Origin of the sequence: Actinoplanes lobatus (assembly GCF_014205215.1) — a bacterium.
Classification (GTDB): Bacteria; Actinomycetota; Actinomycetes; order Mycobacteriales; family Micromonosporaceae; genus Actinoplanes; species Actinoplanes lobatus.
On record NZ_JACHNC010000001.1, the window covers coordinates 10,072,361 to 10,091,512 of the forward strand.

Sequence of the window (19,152 nt, forward strand, 5' to 3'; positions counted from 1 at the left end):
CCGATGAGGCTCAACGACATCTTCGCCAAGGACGTGCAGCGCCCGATCGAGGGCGTGATCAAGGCGGACGACGTCGCGCACCTCGGCACCGAGGTGGACGAGTACGTGCTCACCAACGAGGCGGCCAAGGGCCTGGAGCTGCTGCTCGAGGCGTACACGAACTACACCACCGCCAACGGGGTGTGGATCTCCGGTTTCTTCGGCTCCGGTAAGTCGCACCTGCTCAAGATGCTGGCCCATCTGCTCGGTGAGGTGGACGGGCAGCGGTTCCCGCGGGAGCGGGTGTCGGCGAGTTTCCGGGAGAAGGCGCACGGGGCGTTCCTGCCGGCGCTGCTGGACCGGGCGGACCGGATCCCGGCGCGCAGCCTGCTGTTCAACATCGACCAGAAGGCGACCCTGATCAGCAAGAAGGATCAGGGGGACGCGCTGCTGCGGGTGTTCGTCAAGGTGTTCGACGAGAGCCGCGGCTACTTCGGCAATCAGGGGCATGTCGCCCGGTTCGAGCGGGATCTGGACAACCGCGGCCAGTACGAGGCGTTCAAGGCGGAGTACGCGCGGATCTCCGGCCGGGACTGGTCGCTGGGCCGGGAGGAGGGCGTCCTCGAAGAGGGCAATGTGGCTCGGGCGTACGCGGTGGTCAGCGGCCAGACCGAGGGCGCGCCGACGAACATCCTGACGAAGTACCGCAACGAGTACTCGATGTCGATCGAGGACTTCGCCGACGAGGTGCGGACGTGGCTGGACCGGCAGCCGGCCGGTCTGCGGCTGAACTTCTTCGTCGACGAGGTGGGCCAGTTCATCGGCACGAACACCCACCTGATGCTGAACCTCCAGACGATCGCCGAGTCGCTGAACACCCGCTGCCAGGGGCGGGCCTGGGTGTTCGTCACGTCGCAGGAGGACATGGACAAGGTCGTCGGGGACCGCACCCGGCAACAGGGCAACGACTTCTCCAAGATCCAGGCGCGGTTCGCCACCCGGGTGAAGCTGACCAGCGCGGACGTGGAGGAGGTCATCCGTAAGCGGCTGCTGGAGAAGAACGGGCCGGGCGCCGGTGAGCTGCGGGCCATCTACGACCGGGAGTCGGCGAACTTCAAGACGCTGTTCGACTTCGTGGACGGTGGCAAGACCTACCGCAACTACGCGGACGAGGCGCACTTCACCGGCACGTACCCGTTCGTGAGCTACCAGTTCCCGCTGTTCCAGGCCGCGATCGAGGGGATCTCCGACCACAACGTCTTCGAGGGCCGCAACAGCTCGGTCGGTGAACGCTCGATGCTGGGTGTGGTGCAGCAGGTGGCCAAGGACATCGGTGACGTCGAGGTGGGCACGCTGGCCACCTTCGACCACATGTTCGCGGGGATCCGGGCGTCGCTGAAGTCGGCGGCGCGCCGGTCGATCGACCTGGCCGAGCGGCACATCGCCGACGATCCGCTGGCGGTCCGGCTGCTCAAGGCGCTGTTCCTGGTGAAGTACGTGGAGGGCTTCCACGCCAGTCCGCGGAACCTGACGGTGCTGGTCTACGACCGGTTCGGGCTGGATCTGCCGGATCTGGCGCGGCGGGTGCAGGCGGCGCTGACGCTGCTGGAGACGCAGACGTACGTGCAGCGCAACGGCAACCTCTACGAGTACCTGACCAATGAGGAACAGGTCATCGAGGAGGAGATCAAGAACGTCGAGATCGACGGGTCCGAGGTGGGCAACCGGCTGCTGCGGATGCTCTCCGGGGACGTCATCAAGACCACCAAGCTGCGGTACGCGCGCAACGGCCAGGACTTCGCGTTCGGCTACCGGCTCGACGACCAGCAGTACGGGCCGCAGCGTGAGCTGACCGTGCACTTCATCACGCCCGAGTACCCGTACGGTCCGGAGGAGATCCGGATGCACAGCGCGGGCAAGGACGAGTTGCGGGTGGTGCTGGAGCCGGACGAGCGGGCGCTGGCCGACCTGCGGCTGCTGATCAAGAGCGAGAAGTACCTCAAGCGCAAGCAGACGACGTCCATCTCGGCGATCGAGGACCAGATCCTGCGCTCCAAGGCGGCGCAGAACGTGGAACGCGAGCGGGAGATCGTCGAGCGGGTCCGGCGGGCCGTCGGCAAGGCGGAGCTGATCATCAACGCGGCGACCGTGGTGTCCGGGGCGCAGGAGGCGCTGGCCCGGGTGACCGACGGCTTCCAGGAGCTGATCGGGCGCACCTACGTGCATCTGAGCCTGCTGGGCGGGCTGCGCTACACCGAGCAGCAGATCGCGCAGGCGGCGAGCCCGGATCCGGCGGTGCTGGTCGAGGGGCCGGGGCTGTCGACGCTGACCGCGCCGGGCGAGGAGGTGCACTCGTTCGTGCTGGGCCGGGACCGGCGTGGCGAGCAGGTGACGGTGAAGACCGTGGTGGACACGTTCCAGTCCCGCCCGTACGGATGGGATCTGGCCTCGGCCGAGGTGGTGATCGCCTGGCTGGTCGGCACCTCGAAGGTGTCGCTGTCGATGGACGGCAACGCCGTGCGCCGCAGCGAGGTGGCCACCGTGCTGCGCAACACGCAGAAGCACGCGCACACCGTGGTGGCCCCGCAGAAGGTCTTCGACGAGCGGCGGGTCGCCGCGTTCCGCAAGTTCTGCACCGACTTCTTCGATGATGCGAGCGTGCCGCGGGACCCGCTGGAGGCGGCCCGGTACGGCGCCGGCCGGCTGAGGTCGCGGCTGGACGAGCTGCGGTCGCGGATGACCGGCTCGCCGTACCCGTTCACCGGGCAGCTGGCCGGCCCGGTGGAGCTGCTGGAGCAGGTCACCGGCAGGCCGGACGAGTGGTACCTGACCGGTTTCGGCCTCGGTGACGAGCTGCTGGAGGCCAAGGAGGACGTGATCGACCCGATCCTGTCCTTCCTGGGGGGCGCCCAGCGGGTCATCTACGACGAGGCGGCGGCGCTGCTCACCGGGAACGCCAACAACCTGGGCTATCTGCCGGCCGGCAGCGACGCCGAGGTGCGGCGGCTGCTGGCGGACCGCAACGCGTTCCGCGGCAACGGGATGACGCGGCTGCGGCAGGCGGCCGCGACGCTGCGGGCGCTGCTCGACGAGGCGCTGTCCGGGGCGCGGGCCATGGTGGCCGGGGCGATCGACGCCCGCCGGGCCGAGTTGGTGGCCGGGCGGTTCTGGGCGCAGGCTCCGGAGGCGGCCCGGGTGGAGGTGGCCGCCGCGATCGACCGCGTCCTCGGGCAGGTGGCCGCCGAGACGCAGATCGCGTTCATCCGGGAGCTCGGCAACTCGTTCGAGTCGGTCGTCTACCCCGGCCTTCTGGAACGGCTGGTGCCGCCGGCGCCCGCGCCGGGCGGTGGGGACGGTCCGGCTCCGGCGCCGGTGCGGCCGATCGTGTCGATCCGGTCGGTCAAGGCGGCGGGTGTGCGGGGCCTGTTGGAGAAACCTGAGGACGTCGACCGGTACGTGGACGCGCTGCGCGCCGCCCTGCTGTCGACTCTGGACGATGGGAAGCGGATCGCACTGTGATCGACACGGCACGGTTGAAGACGTTCGCCACCTGGGCGCGTACCGCCCTGATCCGTGAGGTGACGGCCCGGATCGCGGTGGTGCTCGCCCCGGCGTCGGCCGAGCGGGTGGAGCAGCCCAACGCGGTGGCCGCGATGGAACGCGCGATCGCGGCGGCCGGCCGGGACGCGGTGGCCGATCGGGTCGCGTACACCTGGTTCAACCGGATCGTGGCGCTGCGGTTCATGGACGCCAACGGCTACACCGGTATCGGGGTGGTGTCCCCGGCCGCCGGTCTGGTCTCCGGGCAGCCGGAGGTGCTGGCCGAGGCGAAGCGCGGCAACCTGGACCCGGAGGTGGTGTCCGGGCGGCGCGCGGCGGAGGCGATCGCCGGGCTGCTGGACGGGACCCGGCGCAGCGCCGATCCGCAGGGTGAGGCGTACGCGCTCCTGCTGGCCGAGTACTGCCGGTACTGGAACCGGGCGATGCCGTTCATGTTCGAGCGGGAGGGCGACTGGACCGAGCTGCTGATCCCGACGAATCTGCTGGCCGAGGACTCGGTGCCGGCGCGGACGGTGGCGGTGCTGACCGAGGACGTCTGCCGGGACGTCGAGGTGATCGGCTGGCTGTACCAGTTCTACATCTCGGAGCGTAAGGACGAGGTGTTCGCCGAGTTCGGCCGCAACCGCAAGGCGGGCGCCGTCGACATCCCGCCCGCCACGCAGCTGTTCACGCCGCACTGGATCGTCCGGTACCTGGTGGAGAACTCGGTGGGCCGGCTGTGGCTGCTCAACCGGCCGGGGTCGGCGCTGGCCGCGCGGATGGACTATTACCTCGCGCCGTCCGGGGACGAACTCACGTCGTACGCCAAGATCGAAAGCCCGGAGGAGATCCGGGTGATCGACCCGGCGTGCGGCTCCGGCCACATGCTGACCTACGCGTTCGATCTGCTCTACGCGATCTACGAGGAGGAGGGGTACGCCCCGTCGGACATCCCCGGGCTGATCCTCACCCACAACCTGCACGGCACCGAGATCGACCCGCGGGCGGGGGCGCTGGCGGCGTTCGCGCTGACGATGAAGGCGCGGGCCCGGCAGCGGACGTTCTTCAACCGGCGGGTGGCGCCGAACATCTGTGTGCTGGAGCCGGTGTCGTTCGCGCCGGGCGAGCTGAACACGCTCGTCACGCCGGCCGGGGACCGCGTGGCCGAGGAGGCGTTCTGGACCCTGTTCGAGAACGCCGACACGCTGGGGTCGCTGCTGCGGCCGCGCGGCGATCTGATCGGGCGGCTGCGCGGGCACCTGGACGCTCTTCCGGTCGAGGAGGGTGACCTGCTCGCGGCGGATCTGCGGCGGCGGGCCGAGCGGGTGCTCACCCAGGCCGGGTATCTGGCGCGGGGCTATCACGCGGTGGTCGCGAACCCGCCCTACATGGGCAACGGCAACATGAACGCGCTGCTGTCCGAGTTCGCCAAGCGGGAGTACCCGAACACGAAGACGGACCTGTTCGCCATGTTCATCGAGCGGTGCACCGCGCTGGCGGCGCCGCGGGCGATGGTCGGCATGATCACCATGCAGGCGTGGATGTTCCTCAGTTCGTACGCGGCGCTGCGCGACGGGCTGCTGCGTGACCAGGCGATCGTGACGATGGCCCACCTGGACGCCGGCGCGTTCGACACGATCGCCGGTGAGGTGGTCGCGGCCACCGCGTTCGTGCTGGTCAACGAGGGGCAGCCGGATCTGTCCGGCAGTTTCGTACGGCTCGTCGAGGAGCGCGGTGAGGCGGTGATGAGCGCCGCCTACCTGGAGTCGGTGGCCGGGCGGCGACCGGTGTACGCGGCGTCGGTCCGGCAGTTGCGGCAGGTGCCGGGTGTGCCGGTGGCGTACTGGCTGTCCGGGGCGATGCTGCGCGCGTTCGGGCTGGGCCGCCCGCTGGCCGAGGTCGGCGAGCCGCGGCAGGGCCTGGCGACCGCGGACAACGGCCGGTTCGTGCGGCAGTGGCACGAGGTGAGCGCCGACCGTACCGGTTTCGGGCTGGCCCGTGACGAGGCGCTGGCCTCGGACTTCCGGTGGTTCCCGTACAACAAGGGCGGCGAGTTCCGCCGTTGGTACGGCAACCAGGAGTTCGTCGTCAACTGGCAGGACGACGGGGCGGAGATCCGGTCGTTCGGCATCGAGACCGGCCGGCCGCGGTCGCGCGCGCAGAACACCGGCTACTACTTCCTGCCGTCGGTGTCGTGGTCGAAGGTGGGTGCCAAGGCCGCGTTCCGCTGGTATCCGCAGGGGTTCATCTTCGATGTGGCGGGCACGTCGATCTTCGCGTCCGAGCAGGATCTGCTGCGGCTGGCGGCGGTCTGCAACTCGACGGTGGCCCGGGATCTGCTGGCCGCCACGTCGTCGCGGATGAACTTCGAGGTGGGCACGCTGGCGCAGCTGCCGGTCCCGGAGGTGCCGGAGGGGACGGCCGCGACGGTGCGGGAGCTGGTGGAGATCCACCGGGCGGACTGGGACGCCCGCGAGGCGTCCTGGGATTTCCGGACCCTGGATCTGGTGGAGGCCGGTCCGGGCCGGCTGGCCGACGCGGTGGCGGCGAGCTTCGCCGCCGGGGTGGCGACGGCCGGGCGGGCGCGGGAGCTGGAGACCCGGCTCAATGCCGAGGTCGCCGCCGCCTACCTGTTGGACGGCGAGGCGGACACCGAGGTGTCGCCCGCGAAGATCACCCTGTTCGGCAATCCGGAGTTCCGGTTCGCCGGCAAGCCGGCCGAGGAACAGGAGCGACTGTACGCGCGGGAGCGTGCCGCCGATCTGGTCTCGTACGCGGTGGGCTGCATGTTCGGCCGGTACAGCCTGGACGAGCCGGGCCTGGTCCTGGGGCACGCCGGCGCGACCGTGGCGGATTATCTGGCCCGGGTGCCGCGGCCGTCGTTCCCGCCGGATCAGGACAACGTGATCCCGGTGGTCGACGGCGAGTGGTTCGACGACGACATCGTGGGCCGGTTCCGGCAGTTCCTGCGGGTGGTGTTCGGTGACGGGCACCTGGAGGAGAACCTGCGGTGGGTCACCGCCGCCCTGGGTGTGAAGGACGTCCGCGACTACTTCGTGAAGTCGTTCTACAAGGACCACGTGCAGCGGTATCGCAAGCGGCCGGTGTACTGGCTGTTCTCCAGCGCGAAGGGCTCCTTCACGGCGCTGGTGTACCTGCACCGCTACCAGCCGTCGACGGTGTCCACGGTGCTCAACGAGTACCTGCGGCAGTTCCGGGCGAAGCTGGAGGCGAACCGGCAGCACCAGGAGCGGCTGTCGGTGGACCCGGCGGGCACTCCGCGGGCCCGGGCCGCGGCGCAGAAGGAGCTGGACCGGCTGCGCAAGATCCTGGTCGAGCTGGACGAGTACGAGCACGACGTGCTGTACCCGCTGGCGACCCGGCAGCTGGCGCTCGACCTGGACGACGGGGTGCGGGCCAACTACCCGCGGTTCGGTGCGGCGCTGCGGCGGATCCAGGGTCTCGAGTCCGCCGATGAGTGAGCCGGCCACCATCCGGGCCCATCTGCGGCGGCGGTTCGAGACGAACCGGCTGGTGTTCTGGCACGACCCGGACGGCGAGTACGCGGGCGAGCTGGACTCGCTGGATCTGGGTGACGTGCGGATCGTCCGGGTGGAGAACAACGAGTACGGGCTCAAGCACCGGATGCTGCGGGCCGAGCCGGACCGGCGGTTCCTGGTCTACCGGCCGGGCCCGGTGCCGGCCGACATCGGCAACTGGCTGCTCGACCTGGAGCTGATGTACGGGGTGTTCACCGCGGACCGGGTGTCGCTGGTGCGCCAGGAGCTGGGCCTGACCGCCGAGGGTGTGGACGAGGTGCTGCGGGCGCACGAGCGGTTCTTCGGCTCGGCCAAGCGGGTGCAGGCGCTGCGGGCGCTGCTCGGGCCGGCCGACGACGCCCGGCTGCTGCGGGCGAAGATGTCGGCCGTGCTGCTGGGGCAGCGTGAGCACAGCCTGCTGGAGATCACCCGGACGGTGCTGACCGAGCACGCCGGCGAGTCCCGGCCCCGGTTCGAGGCGCTGGCCGATCACGGTCTGGACGAGTTCTTCTGGCGGGGCACGGCGTCGATCTACGGCTACTCCTCGTCGCGGCCGGGTGTCGACGACTTCGTGCTGTGGCTGTTCCGGGAGGCGGACCGCGGTTTCCGGGCCGACGGCGCCGGCGGGCTGCACAACATCGCCCGGGACTTCGGCAGCCTGCGTTACGACGTGCGCAGCCGGGAGGCGATGAAGACGCTGGCCCGGCGGGTGGCCGCCACCACCGGGTACGCCGAGGGCATCCGGGATACCGGCTACCGCGACCTGCTCGGGACCGACGTCTTCGAGGAGACCGAGCAGCGGATCGTGCGGGATCTGGCGCGCGGTGTCGACGAGCGGACGGTCACCGCCCGCGAGGTGACCGAGGCGGTCCGGCAGCGGCAGAGCAGTGTCTGGTTCGACGGTCACCGCCAGCTGTACGCGGCGATCGTCAGCGCGTCCGACCTGCTCACCGCGATCGGTGGCCTGGATCTGTCGATGCGGTCGTTCGACGAGGGCCTGGAGCGGTACCGCACCGAGTGGTTCCGCATCGACCAGCTGTACCGCCGGTTCATCCACGCGGCGCGGACCGCCGAATCGCCGGTTCCGCTGGAGGGTCTGCGGGCCCGGGTGGAGAGGCATTACACCAACAAGTTCCTGTACGAGCTGGGCGCCGCGTGGCAGCGGCAGGTGGACACGGCCGACCGGTGGCGGTCGGCGGCGCTGTCCCCGCAGACGTCGTTCTTCGCCGAGCACGTCCAGCCGGTGATCCGGGACGGCCGCCGCCGGGCCGTGGTGATCGTCTCCGACGCGCTGCGCTACGAGATCGCCGACGAGCTGGGGTCCCGGATCCGGCAGGAGGACCGGTTCGACGCGACGCTGGGTGCGGTGCTGGGGGTGCTGCCCAGTTACACCCAGCTGGGCATGGCGGCGCTGCTGCCGCACACGACGATCGGGCACTCCCCCGGCGGCGACCCGGTGCTGGTCGACGGGATGCCGTCGAACGGCACCGCGAACCGGAGCCGGATCCTGGCGGCGGCGGGTGGCCGGGCGATCCAGGCGGAGGCGGTGCTGGCGCTGACCCGCGACGAGTTGCGGGAGCTGTACCAGCAGCATCAGGTGCTGTACGTCTTCCACGACCGGATCGACGCGACCGGTGACAAGCCGGCCACCGAGACCCGGGTGTTCGAGGCCGCCGAGGAGACCATGCGGGAGCTGGTCGACCTGGTGAAGCGGCTGGCGAACGCGAACGCCACGAACATCCTGATCACCGCCGACCACGGGTTCCTGTTCCAGCACACGCCGCTGGCCGACGCGTTCCACCTGTCCACGCAGCCGGCCGGTGACGAGATCCGGGTGGTCAACCGCCGGTACGTGCTGGGCCGCGGGTTGCGCGAGGATCCGGCGTTCAGCACGTTCACCGCGGACCGGCTGGGCCTGACCGGGGACCTGGAGGTGCAGGTGCCGAAGTCGGTGCACCGGCTGCGGCTGCCGGGCGCCGGGTCGCGTTTCGTGCACGGCGGGGCGACGTTGCAGGAGGTGGTCGTGCCGGTGCTGACGGTCGGCAAGAAGCGGCGCAGCGACACCGAGCTGGTCGGGGTGGAGGTGCTGCCGGAGACCGACAAGATCACGACGGGGCAGCTGGTGGTGAAGCTGTACCAGACCCGGCCGGTGAGCGAGAAGGTGCGGCCGCGGCAGTTGCGGGCCTGCCTGTACGCCGGGGACGTGCTGATCTCCGACCGGCCGGAGCTGGTGTTCGATCAGGAGTCGGCGGACACCCGGGACCGCTACCAGAACGTGGTGCTGCTGCTCACGCAGGAGGCGAACGACCACAACAACCGGGCGGTCGAGTTCCGTCTGGAGGAGCCGATCCCGAACACCAGCCAGTGGCGGCCGTACGCCCGGGCGATGTACACGCTGCGGCGTTCGTTCACGTCCGACTTCGACTTCTGAGGGGAGATGTCGTGAGCGAACTCGACTCCAAGATCAACAGGCTGTTCCCGGGCGTCGTGGTCCGCAAGGACCTGGTGAAGGCGGTCAAGGGCAACGCCATCGTCCCCTCCTACGTGCTGGAGTACCTGCTCGGCCAGTACGCGGCCTCCGACGACGAGGCCACCATCCAGGCCGGCATCCACGCGGTCCGGCGGATCCTGGCCGACCACTACGTGCACCGCAGCGAGTCGGAGCTGGTCAAGTCGACGATCCGGGAGCGCGGCCGGCACCGGATCATCGACCGGGTCACGGCCACCCTCAACGACCGGGCCGACGTGTACGAGGCCGAGTTCGCCAACCTGGGCGTACGGGGTGTGCTGGTGGAACCGTCCACCATCAAGGCGCATCCGAAGCTGCTGGTGGGCGGGGTCTGGTGCATCTGCGACATCGAGTACACGCACACCGACTCGGCGCGGGCGGTGCCGTGGATCCTCGGTTCGATCAAGCCGATCCAGCTGTCCAGTTTCGACTTCGAGGGGTATCTGGCGGCCCGCCGGGAGTTCACCACCGACGAGTGGATCGACCTGCTGGTGCAGTCCATCGGGTTCGATCCGGCGCTGTTCGGCCGCCGCGCCAAGCTGCTCCAGCTGATCCGGCTGATCCCGTTCGCGGAGCGCAACTACAACCTGGTGGAGCTGGGGCCCAAGGGCACCGGCAAGTCGCACATCTTCTCCGAGTTCTCGCCGCACGGCATGCTGATCTCGGGTGGCGAGGTCACCGTACCGAAGCTGTTCGTGAACAACGCCAACGGCCGCATCGGCCTGGTCGGCTACTGGGACGTGGTGGCCTTCGACGAGTTCGCCGGCAAGCGCAAGCGGGCCGACAAGGCGCTGGTCGACATCATGAAGAACTACATGGCGAACAAGTCGTTCTCGCGGGGTGTGGAGACGCTGGGCGCCGAGGCGTCGATGGTGTTCGTCGGCAACACCTCGCACACCGTGCCGTACATGCTCAAGCACGCGGACCTGTTCGACGAGCTGCCGGAGAGCTACCACGACGCGGCCTATCTGGACCGGCTGCACCACTACATCCCGGGCTGGGAGGTCGACACGATCCGCGGGGAGATGTTCTCCAGCGGGTACGGGTTCGTGGTCGACTACATCGCCGAGGTGCTGCGGTCGATGCGGTCGATGGACTTCTCCGACCGCTACCAGCCGCACTTCTCCCTGTCACCGGACATCTCCACCCGGGACCGCGACGGTGTGCAGAAGACGTTCTCCGGGCTGATGAAGGTGCTGCACCCGCACGGCGAGGCGAGCCCGGCCGAGATCGAGGAGCTGCTGCGGCTGGCGATCGAGGGCCGTAAGCGGGTCAAGGACCAGATCCTGCGGATCGACGCGACGATGGCGTCGGTCGCGTTCGGGTACACCGACGCCGGCGGCGGCTGGCGGCCGGTGACCACCCTGGAGGAGGACGAGTACCCGGAGCACTACCACCGCCGGAGCCGGCCGCCGGAGCCGCGCACGGAGCCACGGCCGCGGCCGTCGGGTGAGCCGGCGCTGTTCGAGGGGCACCGGGACTTCGCCGAGAACCAGCGCGGGGTGTCGTTCGAGCGAATCCTGCTGCCGTACCTGCGGGGCGCCACCACGATCACGGTGACCGATCCGTACATCCGGCAGTTCCATCAGGCCCGCAACCTGATGGAGCTGATCGAGGTGCTGGTGCGGGCCAAGGACCCGGCCGACGAGATCAGCATGAAGCTGGTGACCGCCGAGCACCGGGAGGACGAGGACCGGCTGCGCCGTCAGCTGGAGCTGCTGGTGAAGGTGAAGCAGGGCGCGGCGGCCGGCGGCGTCGACCTGGACGTGTCGTTCGACAACGGCGCCCACGACCGGTCGATCGTCACCGACACCGGCTGGCGGATCGTGCTGGGCCGTGGGCTGGACGTCTTCCAGCACGTCAGCTCGGACGCGTTCGACCTGGCCCACCGGTTGCAGGAGTACCGGCCGGTCCGGGCGTTCGGCGTCACCTATGTGCGGGAGCGGCGGTGACGGCGGCGTGCGCGGCGAGCCAGGCGGTGGCGGTTTCGGCGTTCTGGGGGCGGGCGATGCCGTACCCCTGGGCGTAGTCGCAGCCGTACTCGCGCAGCCGGTCGAGGATCTCCTCGTCCTCGACGCCCTCGGCCACGATCCGCATGCCGAGGCTGTGGGCCAGCTGGACGGTGCTGTGCACGATGGCGGCGCTGCGCGGGTCGGTGCCGCAGCGGCTCACGAAGGCGCGGTCCAGTTTGAGGTCGTCGGCCGGCAGCACCTGGAGGTAGCCGAGGCTGGAGTAGCCGGTGCCGTAGTCGTCGACGGCCAGGCGTACGCCCATGTCGCGTAGCGTGCCGAGCCGTTGGAGGGCGTTGTCGGCGTCGGTCATCAGGACGCTCTCGGTGACCTCCAGCTCGAGTGCGGAGGCGGGCAGCCGGTAGCGCTCCAGCAGCGCGGCGACCTGGTCGGGGAAGGCGGGGTCGCGCAGGTTGGAGACCGACAGGTTGACCGCGACCGGCACGTCGAGGCCCTGATCGTGCCAGGCGCGGCTCTGCCGGCAGGCGAGGTCGAGCACCGCCCCGGTGATGCGGCCCATCAGGTCGGCGCTCTCCGCGGTGGGCAGGAACGCGTCCGGGTAGACCAGCCCGCGGACCGGGTGCTGCCAGCGGACCAGCGCCTCCACGCCGACGACCCGGCGTTCGGGGCCGACGGTGACCTTGGGCTGGTAGTGCAGGACCAGTTCGTCGCGGTCCAGGCCGGCGCGCAGTTCCTCGAGCGTGGTGAGGCGGGCGCGGGCGTGGTCGTCGAGGCCGGTGGCGAAGACCGGGCCGCCGTGCCCGTGTTTGGCGGCGTACATGGCCACGTCGGCGCGGCGCAGCAGGGTGGAGCGGTCGGCGCCGTCGTCGGGGCGGACCGCGATGCCGATGCTGGCGTCGACGTGCAGATCGACCTCGGGCAGCAGGAACGGCTCCCGCAGGGCGCTCAGCATCCGGTTCACCACGGCGGCCGCGTCGTCGCGGCCCATGCCCGGCATGAGCAGTGCGAACTCGTCGCCGCCGAGCCGGGCCAGCAGGACCGGCCCGCGGACCGCGTCGCGCAGCCGGGCGCCGACCAGCCGCAGCAGGCTGTCCCCGACGTCGTGGCCGAAGCTGTCGTTGACCTCCTTGAACCGGTCCAGGTCGAGGAAGGCCACGGCGAGCGGCCCGTCGGTGGCGGCCAGCTCGCCGTCGAGGCGTTCGATGAAATGGCGCCGGTTGGCGAGGCCGGTCAGCTCGTCGGTGCGGGCCATCCGGCGGGCCGCGCCCAACTGCTCGGCGGTTCGGACGCTGGCCATCATCCGGATGATCGCGGCGGTCACCGCGGTCGCGGCGAGCACGCTGCTGACCGTTTCGACGGACCGGTCGCTGAGCACCGCGAAGATCAGAAGACCGAGGGACACCACGGCCAACCCGGCGGGTACGGCGGTGCTGAGCCAGATGTTCGGCTGCCCCGTCTCACGCCGGCGAGCCGGTTGCCAGGCGGCCGCGGCGAGCACGAGCAGCCCGGCGATCCACAGCAGGTCCAGCGAGTGGGGCGCCTCGACGCCCTGCCAGAGCATCATCAGGGTGATCGTGTCGGCGGCGGCGAACAGGCCCATTCCGGCGATCAGCAGCCCGAGGACCCGGTCGGGGCGCCACCCGCACAGCGCCCACGCGCCGAGCAGGCTGCCGGTGACGGCGATGTCGCACAGCGGGTAGGCGGCGTTCACGACGACGCCGAGTGTGGTGGAGTGCGGGGCCGGTTCGACGGCGGCCAGCACCGGCAGGGAGACCAGGGCGGCCACCGCGGTCGCGGCGATCACCCCGTCCAGCCAGGCGGTGGCGCCGAGCCGGGGCAGCCGCCTGCGCAGCAGCAGCACGAGGGCGACCGCGAAGGCGGGGTAGAAGGCGAGCCACAGCGCGTCGGCCCAGGTCGCCAGTGGCTCCGGGTGGATGTTGCGCACCCAGAGGAACGAGTAGAGGTCGCCGCCCGCGGAGCCGATCATGCCGGCCGCCAGGAACACCCAGGCCGGTTCGCCCCGGCGCGCGCGGGCCGCGACGAGCAGGCCGGGGATCAGGTAGGCGGCGGTGAGCAGCGCCCCGCCCGCCGGATGGTCACCGATTCCGGATCCGAGGTCGGACAGGACGCAGACGACCACCTCGACACCAACGAGCACACCGGCCAGCCACCACATGCCGGGTCCTATCGGAGGTGCGGGCCGGGGGTTGAGAATCTCTGGGTGCCGCGCTTCCCCGCCTCTGACGGTGTCCAGCTGTTCTACGACGTCCTCGGTACGGGTGATCCGCTGGTGGTGCTGGGCGGCGGCCCCGGTATGGACGTGCGCTACCTGGGCGATCTCGGCGGTCTCTCGGGCGGCCGGCGGCTGATCCGGCTGGACGGGCGCGCGGCGGGCCGGTCCGAGGTGCCGGCGGACCGGTCGACGGTGTCGTTCGTCCGGCAGGCGGGCGATGTGGAGGCGCTGCGCGAGCATCTGGGCCTGGACCGGTTCGACCTGCTGGCCCATTCGGCGGGTTCGCTGACCGCCCAGGAGTACGCGGCCCGCCGTCCCGGTCGGGTGCGCCGGCTGATCCTGGTGACGCCGGTGGGGCGTACCGGCCGGGACATCGACCTCGCCGACGTGGCCGCGGTCCGCGCCACCCGCAGCGCCGAACCGTGGTATCCGCAGGCCGCGGCCGCCGCCCGCGAGGTGGCGGCCGGCGGTCAGGGCCCGTTCCTCCAGGCCCGGCTCATCCCGTTCCACTGGCACCGATGGACGCCGGAGCGCCGCCACGAGTACGTGGCGGGCCATTCGACGTCGCTGCCGTGGTTGCGTGACGCGTTCTACGCGGGAGCCGAGGCGGCCTGCCCGTCCCCGGTGAACGCGCCGGTGCTGGTGGTGGCGGGCGCCTCGGACGGCATGATCGGCGTCGCCCCGGCGCGGACGGTGGCGGCCGCTCATCCGGGTGCCCGTCTGGAGGTGATGCCGGCTTCCGGTCATCGCCCGTGGGTGGAGGAGCCGGCGGCCTTCCGCGAGCTGGTGGACGCCTTCCTCGGCTGATCCCGCTCGCCGGGCAGAATGCGAGAACCCTGACAAATCACCGGATGACTGGGATAGAACCAGCATGTCACCCTACATCCGGATGAAACGGGGCGTTCACCGTGACCAGTTCTGTGAAGTCGTCGAAAACGCGTGAGGAAAAGGATCAGCAGTACCAGCAGAGCCTGAGCACCACGGCGGCCCGGAATCTGACCAACACCACCAAGTCGGTCCCGCAGATGCAGGAGATCACCTCACGGTGGCTGCTGCGCAAGCTGCCGTGGGTGGAGGTGTCCGGTGGCGCCTACCGGGTGAACCGGCGGATGACCTACCGGATCGGCGACGGCCGGCTCACCTTCATCAACACCGGGTCGTCGGTGCAGGTGGTGCCGGAGGAGCTGCGGGAGATCGCGGTGCTCGCCGGGATCGACGACATGGAGCTGCTGAGCGCGATCGCGGGCCGGTTCGAGCAGCAGGAGTACGAGCCGGGGCAGGTGATCGTCGAGTTCGGGTCGGTAGCCGACAACATGTACCTGATCGCGCACGGCAAGGTTGTCAAGGTGGGGGTCGGCGCGTACGGCGACCCGCTGAGCCTGGGTGTGATGGCCGACGGGGAGGCGTTCGGCGAGCGGGTGCTGATCGAGGGCGACCCGATCTGGGCGTACACCGCGAAGGCGATGACCTCGGTGACCATCCTGGCACTGCCGCGGTCGGCGTTCGCCGAGCTGGCGGCGACCAGCGAGACGTTGCGGCGGCACGTGGACGGGTTCCGGGACAACACCCGGCGGCCGCAGAACAAGTACGGTGAGGCCGAGATCAAGTTGGCGGCCGGGCACGAAGGCGAACCGACGCTGGCCGGCACGTACGTCGACTACGAGCTGCGCCCCCGCGAGTACGAGCTGAGCGTGGCCCAGACCGTCCTCAAGATCCACACCCGGGTCGCGGACCTCTTCAACGACCCGATGGACCAGGTGGATCAGCAGTTGCGGCTGACCGTGGAGGCGTTGCGGGAGCGGCAGGAGTACGAGCTGGTCAACAACCGTGAGTTCGGTCTGCTGCACAACGCCGACCTGCGCCAGCGCATCCACACCCGCAGTGGCCCGCCCACCCCGGACGACCTGGATGAACTGCTCGCCATGCGGCGCAGCACCCGGATCTTCCTGGCCCATCCGCAGGCGATCGCGGCGTTCGGCCGGGAGTGCACGAAACGGGGCATCTACCCGCCGACGGTGGACCTGGACGGGCACACCGTCCCGTCCTGGCGCGGGGTGCCGATCCTGCCGTCCGGCAAGATCCCGATCAGCCCCACGCACACCACGTCGATCCTGGCGATGCGGACCGGCGAACAGGACCAGGGTGTCATCGGGCTGCACCAGACCGGGCTGCCGGACGAGTACCAGCCGGGCCTCAACGTGCGGTTCATGGGGATCGACGAGAAGGCGATCATGTCGTACCTGGTCAGCGCGTACTACTCGGCGGCCGTGCTGGTGCCGGACGCGCTGGGCATCCTCGACGACGTCGAGCTGTCGCACTGATGGCGGCGACCCTGGCGCCGTCCGGGGATCTGCGTAGGCTGCTGCCCGGTCGCGGCATGTCGGCGGCCTTCCTGGGCCCGCTGGTCAAGCCGCTGCCGGAGGGTGAGCTGTTCTGCCCGGACGCGTTGCGCGACGATCCGGCCCTGGGCGAGGTGGTCGACGACGGTCTGATCGCCTGGGCCGGCGAGGTCGGGATCTACCAGGGCAGGCTGGACAAGCTGCGGTCGTACGGCTTCGGCCGCTACATGATGCTGGCGCACCCGGCGGTCGACGATCCGGACCGGCTGCTCGCCGCCACGAAGTGCCTGGTGGCCGAGTGGGCGGCGGACGACTACTACGTCGACGAGGTGGAGCTGGGGTCGGATCCGATGGTGGTCGGCTCCCGGCTGGCCCGGCTCATGTCGGTGGTCGACCCGGCGGCGATGGTGCCGCGCTACGCCACCGACATGGACGCCTACCACCGGTTGCAACCGATCTCGGAGGCCTTCCGCACGGCGATGGAACACCTGGCCCGGTACGCCTCCACCGCGCAGGTCGGCCGGTTCCAGCATCAGATGGCGATCCTGTTCCTGGCCTGGTGCCAGGAGGCGGACTGGCACGCCAACCGGCGCACTCCCCCGGTCTGGGAGTACCTGGTCCAGCGGCATCTCAACAGCTACATGCCGCCGATGATCCTGATCGACGCGCTGGCCGGGTACGAGCTGTCCGCGCACGAGTTCTACCACCCGGAGGTGCGCCGCGCCTACACGACGGCCGCCAACGCCGCGGTCCTCGTCAACGACATCTACTCGGCGCCGTCGGAATCGGACAACGACTACAACCTGCCGAAGGTGCTGGCGCAGGCCGAGGGCCTCACCGAGAAGGAGGCGATGCGGCGCACCGTCGAGATCCACAACGAGTTGATGCACACCTTCGTCGAACTGGCCGCCCGGCTCAGCGTCGCCGGATCGCCGAATCTGCGGCGGTTCCTCGCGGACGTCTGGGCCTGGACCGGCGGCAGCCGCCGCTGGCACGCGACCACCGGGCGCTATCAGAGGAGTTGATGATGACGAGCACGATTCTGCGTACCGATTTCGAGAAGTCGGTGGCCGCGTACTGGAACACCAACCGGAACGATCCGGTCAACCTGCGGCTGGGCGAGGTGGACGACCTCTACCACCATCACTACGGCGTCGGACCGTACGACCCGTCCGTCCTGGAGGGCCCTGAGCAGCGGATCATCGACGAGCTGCACCGGCTGGAGAGCGCGCAGGCCGACCTGCTGCTCGACTATCTCGCTCCGGTCGGGCCGGACGATCTGATCCTGGACGCCGGTTCCGGTCGCGGCGGCACCAGCATCATGGCGCACCAGCGGTTCGGGTGCGAGGTGGACGGGGTGTCGATCTCCGAGTACCAGGTGGGGTTCGCCGACGACCAGGCGGCGCGGCGCGGCATCGCCGACCGGGTCCGCTTCCACTTCCGGAACATGCTGGACACGCGGCTGCCGTCCGGTTCCCGCCAGGCGATCTGGACCAACGAGACGACCATGTATGTCGATCTCGCCGACCTGTACCGCGAGTTCGCGCGGGTGCTGAACTTCGGCGGCCGCTACGTGTGCATCACCGGATGCGCCAACGACGTCACCGGGCTGCGATCGAAAGCGGTCAGCCGGATCAACGAGCACTACACGTGCGACATCCATCCGCGCAGCGCCTACTTCCGCGCGCTGGCCGACAACGGCCTGGTCCCGATCGAGGTCGTCGACCTCACGGCGGCGACCATCCCGTACTGGCAGCTGCGCGCCCGGTCGTCGGTCGCGACCGGCATCGAGGAGGCCTTCCTCACCGCCTACCAGGAGGGCAGCTTCCACTACCTGCTGATCGCCGCAGACCGCATTTAACCCCATTTCCTGTACGCACAAGGCCGCGGCCTGGGACTTCCGTCCAGGCCGCGGCGCGCCCGCCGGGCGTGACCGGTCCGTCGCCGGCCGGGGTGATCAGCGGATCAGGGCGGTGGCCAGGGTGCGGGCGTGGTCGGTCCACGGGACCGGGCGCATGGTGGCCGGGTCGAGGCGGATGTTGACCCGGCGGCCCTCGGCGTAGACGGTCTCCCCGTCCAGCGAGGTCACCCGGAAGCCGTAGGAGGCGCTGGAGTTGCCGAGCCGGTCGAGCCAGAAGTGGACGGCGATGTCACCGACGCTGGCGACCGGGCGGTGGAAGATGATCGCGTACTCCCGGACGGCGTTGAAGGCGTCCGGCGCGGTGGGACGGCCGCCGGCGAAGGAGACGCCCCGGTCGGCCCACCACTGGGAGACGGCGCGTTCGACCAGCACCGCGTACCGCGAGTTGTGCAGGATGCCCATGGCGTCGAGGTCGTCGAAGTGGACCGCGGTGTGCTCGACGGCCCCGAAGGCGGCGCCGGTCTCGGTGACGGTGGTCATGTCTGCTCCAGGATCATCGGGTCGATGGTGACGGCGCGCAGGTGCTCGAGGAGCTGCCGGCGGGCCTGGGCGTAGGTGGTCGCGGCGCCGGCGACCGGGGCCTGCATCACGGCGCAGACCCCGAGTGACTCGACGTGGTAGGCGAGCCCGGCCGGGTCGACGCCGGGCCGCAGCTCGCCGAGGCCGACCGCCTCACCGGCCAGGCCGGTCAGGAAGGTCATCCAGGCGGTGAGCTCGCCGGCGAGGCGGTCCCGGATGACGCCCGGGCGGGCGTTGAACTCGAAGTGGGCGTTGGCGAAGAAGCAGCCGCCGGGAAGCACCCTGGCCTCGTAGAACGCGATCCGCCGATCGTGCACGGCCCACAGCCGGCGGACCCCGGCCGGGACCTCCAGGGCGGGCCGGATGACCCGGTCGCGCCACTGGGCGCGGGCCTGGTCGATGACGGCGAGCTGGAGCGCCTCCTTGGATCGCCAGTGGGCGAAGAGGCCGGACTTGCTGACGCCGAGCGCGTCGGCGACCTGGCTCAGTGACAGGCCGTCGAGGCCGGAGACGGTGGCCAGCACGAGCGCCTGCTCGAGCACCGCGCTGCGGGTGCGCTCGCCGCGGATGAGCCGGCCGTCCTGGGTCATGCCCCGAACCTAC

At 70.4% G+C, this 19,152-nt stretch carries 11 protein-coding genes; 8 read left to right on the forward strand and 3 right to left on the reverse strand.

The window, feature by feature from the left end:
- The first annotated feature begins 3 nt into the window (after nucleotides 1-3).
- From brxC to brxL, 4 genes are read left to right on the forward strand one after another with little or no spacing between them, the layout of a single operon-like run.
- Nucleotides 4-3,498 (forward strand): BREX system P-loop protein BrxC, encoded by a 3,495-nt coding sequence (gene brxC / locus BJ964_RS45705; protein ID WP_188126500.1) that lies wholly within the window; start codon nucleotides 4-6, stop codon nucleotides 3,496-3,498.
- Entirely contained in the window at nucleotides 3,495-7,001 is a 3,507-nt protein-coding gene (pglX, locus tag BJ964_RS45710; protein WP_203832553.1) for a BREX-1 system adenine-specific DNA-methyltransferase PglX, read from the forward strand. Before brxC ends, pglX begins: the two co-directional genes overlap by 4 nt.
- Nucleotides 6,994-9,489, forward strand: a complete 2,496-nt coding sequence (gene pglZ / locus BJ964_RS45715; RefSeq protein ID WP_188126501.1) for a BREX-1 system phosphatase PglZ type A — start codon at nucleotides 6,994-6,996, stop codon at nucleotides 9,487-9,489. The genes pglX and pglZ overlap by 8 nt, the downstream gene beginning before the upstream one ends.
- Before the next feature lie 11 nt (nucleotides 9,490-9,500).
- Nucleotides 9,501-11,519, forward strand: a complete 2,019-nt coding sequence (brxL, locus tag BJ964_RS45720) for a BREX system Lon protease-like protein BrxL (RefSeq protein ID WP_188126502.1) — start codon at nucleotides 9,501-9,503, stop codon at nucleotides 11,517-11,519.
- On the opposite strand, the gene BJ964_RS45725 is transcribed toward brxL, so the two are convergent.
- Nucleotides 11,494-13,713: a putative bifunctional diguanylate cyclase/phosphodiesterase gene (locus BJ964_RS45725; RefSeq protein ID WP_188126503.1), complete on the reverse strand. Its 2,220-nt coding sequence runs from the start codon at nucleotides 13,711-13,713 to the stop codon at nucleotides 11,494-11,496. The genes brxL and BJ964_RS45725 overlap by 26 nt on opposite strands.
- A 45-nt stretch (nucleotides 13,714-13,758) precedes the next feature.
- Here BJ964_RS45725 and BJ964_RS45730 point away from each other — a divergent pair, with 45 nt between their 5' ends.
- The 4 genes from BJ964_RS45730 to BJ964_RS45745 all read left to right on the forward strand — a co-directional run bounded on the left by BJ964_RS45730 (nucleotide 13,759) and on the right by BJ964_RS45745 (nucleotide 17,970).
- Nucleotides 13,759-14,577 (forward strand): alpha/beta fold hydrolase, encoded by an 819-nt coding sequence (locus BJ964_RS45730; RefSeq protein ID WP_188126504.1) that lies wholly within the window; start codon nucleotides 13,759-13,761, stop codon nucleotides 14,575-14,577.
- Nucleotides 14,578-14,678: 101 nt separating this feature from the next.
- A complete protein-coding gene (locus BJ964_RS45735) occupies nucleotides 14,679-16,091 on the forward strand; it encodes a family 2B encapsulin nanocompartment shell protein (RefSeq protein WP_229807149.1) in 1,413 nt (470 codons plus the stop codon).
- The gene (locus tag BJ964_RS45740) at nucleotides 16,091-17,134 is read left to right on the forward strand and encodes a family 2 encapsulin nanocompartment cargo protein terpene cyclase (protein WP_188126505.1); all 1,044 of its coding nucleotides are present in this window, start codon (nucleotides 16,091-16,093) and stop codon (nucleotides 17,132-17,134) included. The genes BJ964_RS45735 and BJ964_RS45740 overlap by 1 nt, the downstream gene beginning before the upstream one ends.
- A 2-nt stretch (nucleotides 17,135-17,136) precedes the next feature.
- Nucleotides 17,137-17,970 carry a geranyl diphosphate 2-C-methyltransferase gene (locus BJ964_RS45745; protein ID WP_188126506.1) on the forward strand — a complete coding sequence of 278 codons (834 nt, stop codon included), beginning with the start codon at nucleotides 17,137-17,139 and terminating at the stop codon, nucleotides 17,968-17,970.
- A gap of 96 nt (nucleotides 17,971-18,066) precedes the next feature.
- Here BJ964_RS45745 and BJ964_RS45750 read toward each other — a convergent pair whose 3' ends face one another.
- Together BJ964_RS45750 and BJ964_RS45755 are read right to left on the reverse strand one after the other, a co-directional pair.
- Nucleotides 18,067-18,510, reverse strand: coding sequence for an acyl-CoA thioesterase (locus BJ964_RS45750; protein WP_188126507.1), 444 nt, complete (start codon nucleotides 18,508-18,510; stop codon nucleotides 18,067-18,069).
- Complete coding sequence (locus BJ964_RS45755; protein WP_188126508.1) at nucleotides 18,507-19,139, reverse strand: TetR/AcrR family transcriptional regulator; 633 nt, start codon at nucleotides 19,137-19,139, stop codon at nucleotides 18,507-18,509. The genes BJ964_RS45750 and BJ964_RS45755 overlap by 4 nt, the downstream gene beginning before the upstream one ends.
- Nucleotides 19,140-19,152 lie beyond the last annotated feature (13 nt).

Bases quoted from the DNA above. Each gene is read 5' to 3' on its own strand.
- BJ964_RS45740 (WP_188126505.1), top strand. From the start codon at position 16,091: ATGGCGGCGACCCTGGCGCCGTCCGGGGATCTGCGTAGGCTGCTGCCC.
- BJ964_RS45725 (WP_188126503.1), bottom strand. From the start codon at position 13,713: ATGTGGTGGCTGGCCGGTGTGCTCGTTGGTGTCGAGGTGGTCGTCTGC.
- BJ964_RS45755 (WP_188126508.1), bottom strand. From the start codon at position 19,139: ATGACCCAGGACGGCCGGCTCATCCGCGGCGAGCGCACCCGCAGCGCG.
- pglZ (WP_188126501.1), top strand. From the start codon at position 6,994: ATGAGTGAGCCGGCCACCATCCGGGCCCATCTGCGGCGGCGGTTCGAG.
- brxC (WP_188126500.1), top strand. From the start codon at position 4: ATGAGGCTCAACGACATCTTCGCCAAGGACGTGCAGCGCCCGATCGAG.
- BJ964_RS45745 (WP_188126506.1), top strand. From the start codon at position 17,137: ATGACGAGCACGATTCTGCGTACCGATTTCGAGAAGTCGGTGGCCGCG.
- BJ964_RS45750 (WP_188126507.1), bottom strand. From the start codon at position 18,510: ATGACCACCGTCACCGAGACCGGCGCCGCCTTCGGGGCCGTCGAGCAC.